General features: G+C 43.3%; 7 protein-coding genes. 4 read left to right on the plus strand and 3 right to left on the minus strand.

Features of this window, described 5'->3' with window-relative positions:
- Nucleotides 1-160: 160 nt before the first annotated feature.
- The 4 genes from H5125_RS18700 (at nucleotide 161) to H5125_RS18715 (ending at nucleotide 2,698) form a co-directional block, all read left to right on the plus strand.
- Entirely contained in the window at nucleotides 161-400 is a 240-nt protein-coding gene (locus H5125_RS18700; RefSeq protein ID WP_182744999.1) for a hypothetical protein, read from the plus strand.
- Nucleotides 401-894: 494 nt separating this feature from the next.
- Nucleotides 895-1,296: a hypothetical protein gene (locus H5125_RS18705; RefSeq protein WP_162022754.1), complete on the plus strand. Its 402-nt coding sequence runs from the start codon at nucleotides 895-897 to the stop codon at nucleotides 1,294-1,296.
- 417 nt (nucleotides 1,297-1,713) lie between these two features.
- Nucleotides 1,714-2,049, plus strand: a complete 336-nt coding sequence (locus H5125_RS18710) for a hypothetical protein (protein WP_182745000.1) — start codon at nucleotides 1,714-1,716, stop codon at nucleotides 2,047-2,049.
- Nucleotides 2,050-2,386: 337 nt separating this feature from the next.
- Nucleotides 2,387-2,698 (plus strand): hypothetical protein, encoded by a 312-nt coding sequence (locus H5125_RS18715; RefSeq protein WP_182745001.1) that lies wholly within the window; start codon nucleotides 2,387-2,389, stop codon nucleotides 2,696-2,698.
- A gap of 288 nt (nucleotides 2,699-2,986) precedes the next feature.
- Here H5125_RS18715 and recD read toward each other — a convergent pair whose 3' ends face one another.
- Genes recD through recC form a run of 3 tightly spaced genes read right to left on the minus strand, consistent with a single transcriptional unit; the run spans nucleotide 2,987 to nucleotide 12,704 of the window.
- The gene (recD, locus tag H5125_RS18720; RefSeq protein ID WP_182745002.1) at nucleotides 2,987-5,050 is read right to left on the minus strand and encodes an exodeoxyribonuclease V subunit alpha; all 2,064 of its coding nucleotides are present in this window, start codon (nucleotides 5,048-5,050) and stop codon (nucleotides 2,987-2,989) included.
- Nucleotides 5,044-8,907: a UvrD-helicase domain-containing protein gene (locus H5125_RS18725; RefSeq protein WP_182745003.1), complete on the minus strand. Its 3,864-nt coding sequence runs from the start codon at nucleotides 8,905-8,907 to the stop codon at nucleotides 5,044-5,046. The genes recD and H5125_RS18725 overlap by 7 nt, the downstream gene beginning before the upstream one ends.
- A complete protein-coding gene (gene recC / locus H5125_RS18730) occupies nucleotides 8,907-12,704 on the minus strand; it encodes an exodeoxyribonuclease V subunit gamma (RefSeq protein ID WP_182745004.1) in 3,798 nt (1,265 codons plus the stop codon). Before recC ends, H5125_RS18725 begins: the two co-directional genes overlap by 1 nt.
- Between the last annotated feature and the right edge of the window lie 20 nt (nucleotides 12,705-12,724).

The raw sequence follows: 12,724 nt of genomic DNA on the forward strand, positions 1-12,724 counted from the left end.
ACGAAGATAAGCATCGTTGGAAAACAAAAGCGATGCATGATGAATACATCGATGCTTGAGGCGGTATTAAAGGCTGGTTTTGGTGCTTAGGTTAAAAGTTAAGCACTCATGCGGTGGCCCTGGTTTACTGTTTGGTATTACAGGTATAATCGGTGTAGTAATGGCTTACATCAATAAAGGTGATGCCCCTGAGTGGTTAAAAACCCATTATCAGTTTCAAATTAGGACTTTTTGGATTGGTGCTATTTATATCTTCTTAGGCTCAATTTTATCCTTAGTTATCATTGGGTGGTTTGTACTCTTATTCTGGGCGGTTTGGCTAATAATTCGCTCACTCAAGGGCATGAAAGCACTTGAACTGGAAAAACCAATTGAGAACCCTACTGGTTGGTTATTTTAAAAGCCTAACAACCTAACAAATAGGGATCGGCTGCGTTAAGCTGCGTCCTTATCCCAAGTGTTGAACCAGCCTTAATACTTGGGATATTACTCTTTATCCACTAAATAACAGATCAAGAATGGAAGCAAAAAAAGCCACCCGATTATTTGCAATAAAAATGGGTGGCTTGATTGATTTTTGTCAAAAAACTGTTGAACTAAGCCGTTGCGCGGAGCCTTCAATTGAGTGTATAACCCTCATTGAACCAGCCAAGCTTAAAGATGTATGAAAATACGATGAAAAGGAATTTCAATGAAAAACTTATCTACTACTCGATATCAATTGACTCGAAACTGCTCTGTAGCCCAGAGTTAGCATCAAAAAAAGCAAATTCCTATAGCATGAAGCATGCCCATTAACTTGGACTAGTCATCGGCCAAGTCCAACAAGCGATTTATGTCTTGCAAACAGCGCAACGCATAAATACTAAAACGTTATATTTTAAGGAGCGTTCAGTGAAAAAAAGTAGAGTTGGATTGGCGACGATATTGATATTGTTAATCAGTGCATGTTCATCTATCAGCGAGCCTGAAGTCAAAGAAGTGATGAAAGCTGAGCAAAGTAACCCTTTAAAGGTAAAAGATGCTTTAATTGCCACTTTTGTTAAAGCACCAAAACCTAAGGTTGGGACACAACAAGAAGATGTGAAAAGTTCTTTATTGTCTAATTCAGCTTTAGTTCTTCAACAAAATGAAAAACTTATTGTTGCACGGTTTTATACAAAAAATTCACAGCTGGAATCAATATATGAATATTGTGATTTAGAGTATCATTTTTCATCGTTAAAGTTTGTTCTTGGCCCATATGTTACTGGTGATTGTAGTTCAATCGTTATTAATGCAACTAAAGTAAATTAAAATATAACATATATGAGCCTCCCGCCATTCAATAGGCGAGCTTAGCTTATTTGGCTGCTTTTGCAGTCAAATTTAAATCAATCAACAAATCCACCTACTTCGTATGCTGGTTAGCAGTCAATTCGTCGTGTATTTAGACATAAGAGTACTAAAGAATGGCCACTCATAATTGTTGGATCTAGCACTAAAACAATAATATTTTTTCCCGCTTAATATCAATTAAGCACAGCTAGTGCTGCGTTGGGTTTACCTCATTGCTCACCATTTCCCACTATTCTTCAGTTTGTTGATGATTTTCGTTCAATTTTTACATTTGAATAGTCAGAAAGCTATCGCAATCAACGCTAAAAGCAGTTATGTTAATTGTCTTAAAAATGAATGGCATAGATTTGCCTTGTTGCAAAAGGAAGATTCGAAATGAATGATGTTGCATTAGAAGAAAAACAACATTTTGTTAAAAAACTATTTTCCGGTAGTTTTAGATTAGCTGATGTCTTTTGGGCTGGATTCGTTTTAATAAGTGTAATTATTAGTTTAATTGTTTCAAAATTAACAACGGTAGAGTCGCTAATTATCGGAGATTGTTTAAAGTCCGTTTATTTTATCTTGATTAGTATTGCTGTCTGGAAGTCTGCGAGTACATATCAAGGGAAAAAAATATGGTCTTTTTTAGCTAAAATTTGTTCAATACTAACTATTTTTGGCAGTATTTTTGCTCTTGGATCTTGGGCTATGTATGTTTCTTCAAACTAGCAACATAATTTGGTGTTGAACTAAGCTGTTGCGCGGAGCAAAATGATACTTCAATAGATTGAACTACAGTTATTGAATTAACTAGACTTAGAAAAGATGTGTTGGAACACCACAATGGCAAGGGAATTTCAATGAAATAAGTACAAATCAAGCCTTGTAATCAATTCAAAATTGCTCTTCAGCCCAGAGCCGATATCAAAAAAGAAAACTCCTTTAGTATAAAACTTATCAATTAACCTTGACTCGGCATAGGGCAAGTCTACCAAGCTGTTTGCGGCATGCAAAGTGCGCATCGCACAAATGCTAAAACGTTATGTGCCAAAGAGAGGCTCAAGTTTTGCGTAATTATTACATCGTCTTATTCTTTATCGCTTCTTTATTTGGATGTGGACAAAAAGCTGAATCAACTTCGGAACAGGTTGAGAGAAATATTGTTCAAAGCTTGAAAGTTGGAGGTGATGCTAAAGCTATTGAGAATTATCTTAACGCCCAAAATATCCTTTTCACTTATGACAAATACACCAATAGATTTCAGGGCATAATTCGAGATGAAAGCTCAAGCTTACATGCTATTACTATTTCAATTGTATTGGATAATAAGCAGAGGTATATCAACGTTGAAGTTAATGATAGCTACACTAGCTTGTAAGGAGCATAACAAATTACCTAAGTTAGTCACAAAAAGCCAAATCGAAGATAATAAAATGATAGATGCCGATGAGTTAGCGAGTATCCAAAACATGGATGTTTTGGCTAAGCTCACATGGAAGCTGATTTTGAAAATCAACCGCCAGCGTCTCGCTTAATCATCTGCACTATGAGTTTCTCTTTCCCATCAATATTATGTCGTCATTATCTGTTTGTTATTGAGCACTTGCTTACCCTGAAATAGCGCTCACTACTATCTCTACAATCAGCTCTACAATAAGCTACTCAATCAACCCCACAATCTCCACGCTAACCCCGATGCGCGTGATGTCGCTTGTTTGCTGGCTTTTTCAAATATCATATTCGTGCCTAAACAATAAAAATGGTTTTTAGCGCGGGTGATGGCGGTGTAAAGCAGTTCTTTACTGAGTAGCTGCCATTGGGCGGAGCTGGGTTTATGTGGCAATACAAAGCTGACTTTATCAAACTCGCTGCCTTGGCTTTTGTGTACTGTCATGGCGTAGCAAGTGTCGTGGCTGGGTAAGCGTGCGGGTAATACTTTAAGCAGGCTGCCATCGGCCATAACAAAATGGGCCATTAAGCGACTTGGCTTAGTGCTGTCTTGCAAGATTAAACCAATGTCGCCATTAAATAAGCCTAAGTTGTAATCGTTACTTTGAATAATGATCGGTCGGCCTAAATAGAACTCATTTTGGGGATTAATCAGTTTGGCGTGTTTAAGGCTGTCGGTGATGGCGATATTCATTCCCTCAACCCCAAACTCTCCAGCTCGCATGGCACACAAGACTCGATATTGGTTAAAGCTGTCGATGATGGTTTGTTCAGAATGCGGTAGTGTTATGGCGCAGTCCTGTCGATCCGCTTGATCGATAATGGCCTGTTGATTTATCCTTTGCTGATTTTCTTGTACCAAACTTAGATACTCACCATAAGCCTGTACCGATAATGCCAATAACGCTTGTTTACCTGTGTTATCTCCCTGGGCATTATGCTGATGTTCAAACCAATTCAATTCGGCATGATCATGTTGCCATACTTGACGAATCGCATGCACATTTGATTGATTAACCGCATTGGCTAATAACCCAATACCTGCATCACCTTTAAAACGATGGCTGTGCATCAACATACACAAACTGTCACCAATTTTAGGCTGTTGATGAATAAACTGACTGACATTTTGTTGGGTTAATTGCTCAATGAGCTTTGCCTGTGCTGCGCTGTAACGCATTGACCATGGCGATGCCTCATGCTGATTAGCTTGTTTTAAGCCAACACAAATATCGGCGAGCACTGCGCCAGCTTCTACTGATGCGAGTTGATCTTGGTCGCCTAACAATATCAAACGGCCATGAGACGGCAGGGCGCTGAGTAATTTGTACATCATGGGTAAGTCGACCATCGATGCTTCATCAACCACCAGTAAATCTAAGCGCAACGGATTATCCTGATGATGCCTAAATTGATACGAGTTTGGGATAACCCCCAATAATCGATGCAATGTTGAGGCATCTTCTGGTATTTGTTTTAGCGAATCAGTTAATACTTTCGCCAATGCAGGGTCGCTCACTTGGGTTAGCTGTTGCAGTAAACGATGTTTAGACGCCTTGATCGATTCACTCAGCCTTGCTGCAGCTTTACCTGTGGGCGCGACTAAACGGATGGTTAGCGGCGATTGGGTTAACAGTAACAATAATAGTTTAGTTACTGTGGTGGTTTTACCGGTTCCTGGGCCGCCGGTGATCACCGCTAATGCTTTGGCCAACGCTGTTGCAGTGGCTATTTTTTGCCAGTTAAACGGGCTGCTATTGCTGTCTTCTGCGGTAAATAAACATTCAATGAGTTGCGGCAGATTACTGTTAGCTAGGTCGATTTCAATTTGTTGATTGGCTAATTGGATCAACTTAGCCGCCACTTGAGTTTCAAAGAAATGGTACTTATTTAAATATAAGCGCCCATGTTCAAAAATCATCGGTTTGTTGTCACCGGGCTGGCCGACGGCATCAAATAGCGCGATTTGTTCAATTAATTGTTGATGGTTAAGCTCAATCCGACAATTGATTTCAGCGTTGCCACGGTTGTCTTCTGCCATGGGATTGGCTAAATCAATTTGCTCGATGACTAAACAACTGTGCTGATTCGACAATTGCTGGCTAAGCATAGCGCAAACAAGCAAGAACAGTTGCGGCTGTTGTTCGCTTATTGCGGGATCGTTATTGATGGTTTCAATACTGGCCAGCTCTAAAGCAAAATGACGATCGAGTGCGGTAATGAGCCGCTGTTCTTGCCAAAGGTGCAATAACTCAGTGATTGGATGGGTGAGTATTAGCATGATGACGTCTCCGGCGCACGATTGTCTGTATTACCTGAAAATAAGCGGTCGAGTTGTTCGATTAATGCTTGCGGTGGTTTGTCATAAAACACCCCCGCGCCAGGATGCTCAGGATGCATGCCGCGTAAAAACAGGTAATAGCAGCCGCCAATATGTTGCTGATAATTGTAGTTTGGTAATCTAAGCGATAAGTAACGATGCAATGCCAAGGTATACAAGATGTATTGCAAATTATAGCGATGAGCATCAATGGCTTTAGCCATGGCTGAGCGAGTGTAGTCGCTATAGTTATCGCCCAAATGGTTAGACTTATAATCGGCAATATAAAATTGGCCCTGGTGCTCAAAGGTTAAATCGATAAAGCCTTTTAACATGCCTTTTAAGGTATCAAAGTCGAGTCCGGCGACATAACCGTGCTGCTGCAAAATATGATTTAATTGCGATGCTTGTAAGGTTGAAATAGGCAAGTAAAACTCCATTTCGACCATTTTTTGCTTCATGCCTAATTGGCTTAATATCAGTGATGTGTCCTCTGACGATGGCTTGATAAACAGCGGCGCGGCCAATATTTGCTGATACCAGTCCATTAGCGGTTGTTGCCATAGGGCTTCGTCAAATCCATATTGTTTCATGGCTTTTGTTAGTGCTGGTGTCAGCTCGGTGTCTGCCTGGGTAAAATCAAACAGTTCTAACACTAAATGCATAAAACTACCGGCATTGGCACCGCGTTCAAAGGTAAAGCGATCAAGTACGGGTTCGCTGGTGAGTTCATCTTGTAACTGTAATTGGATTAACTCATCGGTGAAGTCTTCATCGTCGGCACCGGGCGCGACTCTCTCGTGAGGCAGATGTTTCACCAAGCCAGAATAACTGCCCACGCGCCACGCAAGGCTCTGTACTCGAGTGACTTTTTTGGCCGCTAGCGGGTCATTATTATCGTGGATATCGGCGAGCACTGAATCGTCAATATCGTTGCCTAAGCATTCCACACTCATTGCCGGTAAGGTGGCAATTGCATTCACTTTGACTTGAATAAGGGCAAAGTCAGTTTTCTTGTCGGTAATGCCCAGTAGATAACCGATACCTGTTTCATGTAATTGGCTGCTGATCCCTGCCTTTAATTGGCGGCTTTGGTTGGCAATATACAAATAACACACGTAAACCGGTCGCGTTAACGCCACATACAGTAGGCGTAAATCTTCAGCGAGGGTTTCTTGTTTGAGTTGTTCCCAGCCTTCATCGGTGGCGTCGATATCCCAAATGAGCTGCTCATTTTTATGGTACATCATCGGCGCAGGGCGTTTTTTATTGCCGCGGGCTAAGCTGACAAACGGCACAAAACAGACCGGATATTCTAAGCCCTTACTTTTATGAATAGTGACAATTTGCACCAAGTTCTGTTCGCTTTCTAAGCGCAATTGCTGCTCATCACCGCCATTGTTACCAATCAGTTGTTGTTCGTACCAATTGATAAGGGCGCTGCTACCATCTAGCTCAGTGGCCTTTTGCTGCAGTAATTCGGCTAAATGCCTAAAGTCGGTTAAGCGTCTTTCTCCTGAGGCTTTAAGATCTGCTGCGTTGTCGTCATCAGCATCATTAAAGCTGTTGTCACTATTGCTGCTATAACTGTTGTCATTATTGCTGCTATCACGGTGAGCATTAGCGTTATGTTTATCAACACTATTGATGTCAGCCGTGACAGATTGCGACAGATAACGATGGATCAGTTTAGTTTCGCTGGCAAAGTTAAGCAGCGCAGGCATAACGCCGCGTTGTTGCCACAACTGATGCCAATGAGTGAATTGATCTAATACCTGCTGACGTTGTTCTTCATCTTGGTTAAATTGATGGATCCGCTGGGCATTAAAACCAACAAGCTCAGTGGCCAGCGCGGCGCGGATAGCACGTTCATTTTTAGGCGTGGCTAAGGCATACAATAAAATAGCCATTTCACGGGCTTCAATGGTGTTAAATACACTGTCTCGGCTTAAAAATACCGCACCAATTTTACGTGCTGATAATTCCGCTTTCATCACGGCCGCTTCGTTACGGTCGCGCACCAATATGGCAATGTCTTTGGCAATGAGCGGTTTAGCTTCCTGTTCAAGGCTGGTATTAACTCGGCATAATCCCTGTTGCGCTTCGGTGAGTAAGCGCTTTATTTCACTGGCAGCATCAGCTGCTAGGCGTTGTCTTGCGGTAGTTTTGTTTAAGCCATTTACATCGTCTTCGGCTAATAAGCGGATCCGCAACGCCGCTGGATTGGTTGTGGCTTCACTCAGGTGTTTATTGGCTGCCGATGATGGGGTTTTAACAATATCATAGGGGATAGCTTGGCTAATAAACGGGTCTTGGTGTTGGCTGAAAAGCTGATTAACACCATTGACCAATTGAGTCGATGAGCGGTAATTGGTGTCAAGATTATAATGGGCCTGTGTTTGTTGGCGCGCGGCAATATAAGTGTAAATATCGGCGCCACGGAAAGCATAAATAGCCTGCTTAGGATCGCCAATCATTAATAAACTTAAGCGCCCCTTGTTAGCATCATCATCGTTGTTGTCATTACCAATGTCGTCATTACTTTTACTGTCATCATTTTGGCTGTGCACAGTGGTATCAGCGGCTAAGTCCAGCTGTGATGCTAACGGCTGTTGATACACCTGATTAAAAATGGTGAATTGCAGTGGATCGGTGTCTTGGAACTCATCAATTAATGCGACCGGAAAACGCTTAGCAATAGCATGGGCTAGGGTGATTGGATTTTGGCTGAGCGCCATGGCTAAGCTGAGCAATAGGTCATCGGGTGTCATTAAATTGCGTTGCTGTTTTTGGCCAGCAAAGCGTTGGCGAATTCCCTCACGGGCGCGCACTAAAAATGACGGAATAAGCTGATTAATCAACTCAAGTAAGCGCTCAATATGCTCAAGTAACGGCGCTTCAGCAGCACTGGGGATAACGCCCCCTTTATTGAGTTTAAGCTCTGATAATGCCAATTGCTCCAGCGCTTTTATTGGCGGTAATCCTTGACCGAATTTCACCCAGTTACTAATGCTATCAAACAGTTGGCTAAGTTTAGGGTAGCCGTCGGCGCCTTTGCCAAAACGTTGACCGTTTAATGGCAGCGATTGCAATAATTCAAGGGTGCTGTCGTGCAGGCTTTGCCACAATAAAGTAAAGCGGCTGATACTTTGGCTTAGCTGTTGTTGTAGGGTTTCAAAGGCCAGAGGCTGCTTTGACAATACCGCTTGGCTTGCACCTAATAACGGTCGCAGCTTTTGCGCTAACACATCAGGTTCGGCAAACACATCACTAATGGCTTGGGCTAAAAAGGGCGGTAATGGATAACACACTTCACGCCAGAAATCGCGCACTGCATGGTGTAAAAACTCACTGTCGTCGAGGGTGAATTCGGACTCAAATAGCAATGACGACTCAAATGCCATGTCTGACAATACGCGTTGGCAAAAGGCATGAATGGTAAAAATGGCCGCTTCATCTAACGACTTTAACGCTAAGTCTAAGCGTCTTAACGCAATAGGACGTTCATCTTCCGAGGTGTCTTGGTAAAGCTGTTCAATAAACTCATCATTCACGGCTAAGCCTAAAAAGCGTTTAAACGCTAAGTTAATCCGTTTACGAATTCGGTCTCTGAGTTCTTCTGTGGCGGCGTTGGTGAAGGTTACCACCAAAATTTGCTCACAACTTAACGGTGCTTTGCCACCATGGCCTAACAATAAACGTAAATATAAACCAGAAATAGTATAGGTTTTCCCTGTACCAGCACTGGCTTCAATTAAGCTGGAACCGCTAAAAGGTAAGGTGAGGGCATTAAGCGGTGTCACGGTAATAGCGTCCATTAATGCGCTCCTAGTTTAGCTGCGTTGGCGATGAGTTGCGCTTGAATATCGACCGCGGTGCCACTGACAAAAGTGTCTAATTCTGCCAATTTATCTTTGTGATACTGGCTTAACATGGGTTGCAGCAAATGGATGGCTAATGCCCCAAACCTAGCTTCGCTAAAGTCTTCTGGGAAATGGAATAAACGCTGGTTATGTGGATCGTGCCCTTCGCCGAATTGGTTTTGGCCGTCATCCCATTTTTGCTGGGCTTTAAGCAGCTTTTCTTCATGGTCGCCATCGGTTTCAACATAGGCGAAAGCCGTTTTAGGCATAAAGCACAAGGGTTGAGTTTGCCCCTGAATAAAACCACTGATAAAGCGCAGGAGTTGTGCCTGCGCTTGTTCAGCAGTAATAGGCGCAAAGGCATGGAAATGGCCAATGTCGAGTAAGTAACTGAATTGATTTTTACCCATGCCCGAGGTAGATGAATTGGCCATGGCGTTGATGCATAAATGACGTAAGTACACCCGAATAAAATCTCGTCCGTGGGCTGTGCCGGGGCGGTAATTGACTAAGCCTTTAGGCAGAATGTCGTCAATACGGCCGACAAGATTGACTCGCACGGTGGACGATTGGGTTGTATCTGCTTGTGCTGGTAAACCCTGCACAGATAGAGCATGCGCTGGAAAATTCTGGGTCGGTAGATCAAAGTTAAGATCCACATTCAGCGTGTGCATGGCTTGTTGGTCTTGTAAAAACTGCACCCGATTAATCAACGGCGATATATCGCGTAAATATTGGTTAATTAGCAAGTCGTCGAACGGCGCCATGGGCAATTCACCGCTGGTTTTGAGCTTACTGAGTAATTCGAGATCTGGGCTGTCGAGTTGATGTTCAATGGCATTGTCGAGCATGCGTGATTGCAATAAATAACGCTCGAGTGCATTTAAGCTAAACGGTTCGTCATTGTCATCGGCTTGAATATCCAGTGATAAATCGACTTTTAAACTGCGGTTGAAAAAGAATTGCGCTGGATTACGATAAAAACGGATTAATGCCGACAATTCGAGTTCGACCACTTTAATGCCTTCGCTATTAATATGAGTATGGGCAAACACTTCATCTGCCTGTTCAGCCGACAAAGGTAATGCTTGCTCAAAAAAGTGATTGTTAATGGTCGCATTGGCTGGTGGCGGGCACCATTGGGCATTAAAGCTATGTTGCAGCTTATTCACACTATGCGCAGATAGTGGCGTTTCTCGGAAAAGTTTAGCGTCAAACGGCTGCAAAGGTTGTGCTTGAATAAGCTGTGCCAGTACGGTTTTATCGGCATCATCAAGGTTGATTTCGGCTTGTTGTTCAAGCTGTTGCTGTAAGGATTGCGGTAGGTAGCTGAGTTGGCAATATTCGACCAATTCAGACACTAGCATTGAGGCAATGCGCTCAGCATTATCGCGCTCACTGTGGCCAATATAACTGATGTAAAGTTGCTCTCTGGCCGACAGTAATGCTTCTAAGAATAAGTAGCGGTCGTCTAATCGGCGCGAGCGGTCACCTTTTTTAGGGCCAAAATGCGCCATTAAATCAAACCCGACAGGATGTTGTACTCGCGGATAGACGCCGTCATTCATTCCCAGTAAACACACCACTTTAAAGGGGATTGATCGCATTGGCATTAAGGTACAAAAATTCACGCTACCAGCAAGGTAACGCTGGCCGACCCGAGATTCGGTTAAGCGGTGATTAAACCACTGCTTTAGGACTTCAATATCGACTTGGCCTTGATGACCGGCGCTTTCAAGCTCAGTGTCTAGGGTGACTAATGCATCTCGAATGGCTTGAATTTGTTCACGCTCATCATCTGTGGTGTCGTAGCAATCGGCGAGTAGTTGTTGTAATTGTTCAAGGCGCTCTGCGGTGCTGTAATCATTGGCAAATAAGTTGAAATAGGTGTCGATGGTTTCTAAAAAGTTGAGCAACTTACCTAATGCCTGCGATGACTGACCTTCAATACCTTGCACCATTAAAGTATCGCGATAAATATCGGCATCGTCGTTAAATGCGTAGCCCAGTATTAAACGCTTAATACCAAATGCCCATGAGTTTTGCGTAAAAGGCTGCACGCCTAGTTGGCTACGAGTTTGTTCACTGCGGCCCCAACGGACATTCGCATCGTCTAGCCAGCGGCGGATTAATGACAATTCATCATCATCGAGTTGGAAACGACGCAAAATAGCAGGCACTTCTAAAATACCGATAATATCAGTGAGTCCAAAGCGACTTTGATTGATATTTAGCAGGCTTAAAAAACTATTAATCAGCGGCGACTCTTGCGCTGCGCCCCTGTCGGCAATGGCGTAGGGAATGTAGTAATCGCCTTTTTGCGGATTTTTGTCGGCAAAATACTGACTGTTGGCGGTGCCAAATACCGCATCAATATACGGAGCATACGCTGCGACATCGGGCATCATGATCACGATGTCTTTAGGGCTTAAGTCGCTGTTGTTTGATAACAATTCTAAAAGGTGATCATGTAAGGTTTCAACTTCGCGCAGGGCACTGTGGCAACTGCGTAAGGTAATTGAGTCATCACTTGGCAATAAGGTGCGGCGGGCATGAATGTCTTGATACAAACTGGCGTTTGGCCCTAATGGCTGGCCGAGTGTTTCCATTTGTAAGATATCGTATTGCACCCCGTGCAGCAGATTATTCGGCTCGGGCTCAACATAACAGTCGTAACCAAAATCGGTGTGTTCTGGCGGCAGAGACAGTAATAAATCCAGCAGTTCGCGGCCCATTTGACCATTATTGGCCAGTATAGGGTTACCCACTTCGAGTTTGTCTTCCCAGTCTTGGTCGAGTTGTTTTTTGTTGGCATATTGCAGCGCCATGCGGGCGCGGGTTTTCGGCTCAATAATATCGCCCCAATAATGCTGGCAAGGGCTGAGAGACAACATAATGACATCAATGCGACTGGCTAAATGGTACAGCACATCGAGGGTTTGTGGCGGCATGGACGAAATACCAAACACGTATAACCGCGCGGGCAACATCGATAAATCGGTATCTGGATTAGCCAAGGTTGCAATTAAATCGGCATGTAAATTGGCGCGATGATAATGGCTGGCGTGCAAATGATGTTGGTTATAGTCGATTAATGCTCGCCACAGGATCGGTTGCCATTGCTGGTTTTCATCTAATGCTAGGCGGTTGTCTAGGCTCGATAATGGCTGGTTTTGCTCCCACGCTAAAATCCACTCAGGGCGATAGACTAAGTATTGGTCAAAAATATCGGCAATGCGGCCACACAGTTGAAATAGCTTAATTGCATCATGAGACTGATTAAGCTGCAATATGGCGTGGCTGTTTGTTGTATGAATATTAGTTTCAGTATCAGTATTCGCGTTTACATCGGTATCAAGAATATCTGTAGCAGCAATATCAGTTGTGGTATCAACTTGAGGCAATAAGTACTGTTTGAGTGGGCTAAAATCTGGGTTATCTAGCAGACTTGGTAATAAGTCCATTAACTTCCACGTCATCGCCGCTTTGGTAAAAGCGTTATCTTTGGGTACATCGGGCAGTAAATCATGGCATAACTGCCAGGTAAAACTCGAGGGTAACGGGAACGATAATGCGGCGGCGATACCATTGTGTTTAGCGATTTCTAAACGCAGCCAAGTCGACATCCCCGGGCTTTGAACTAACACATGCTCACTGGCTAATAAACTAACGTTATCTAAACGAATAGCCAACAGTTTGGCCAGTTGTTCAGATAACACTTCCATCTGATTAGATTGAATTAAAGTAAGCATGGGCGACCCGCTAATTTGAG

It is taken from the genome of Shewanella sp. SR44-4 (assembly GCF_014163715.1).
Lineage (GTDB): Bacteria > Pseudomonadota > Gammaproteobacteria > Enterobacterales > Shewanellaceae > Shewanella.

Coding starts and splice junctions, on each gene's coding strand:
- H5125_RS18710 (WP_182745000.1), top strand. CDS start 1,714: ATGAATGATGTTGCATTAGAAGAAAAACAACATTTTGTTAAAAAACTA.
- recC (WP_182745004.1), bottom strand. CDS start 12,704: ATGCTTACTTTAATTCAATCTAATCAGATGGAAGTGTTATCTGAACAA.
- recD (WP_182745002.1), bottom strand. CDS start 5,050: ATGCTAATACTCACCCATCCAATCACTGAGTTATTGCACCTTTGGCAA.
- H5125_RS18725 (WP_182745003.1), bottom strand. CDS start 8,907: ATGGACGCTATTACCGTGACACCGCTTAATGCCCTCACCTTACCTTTT.
- H5125_RS18700 (WP_182744999.1), top strand. CDS start 161: ATGGCTTACATCAATAAAGGTGATGCCCCTGAGTGGTTAAAAACCCAT.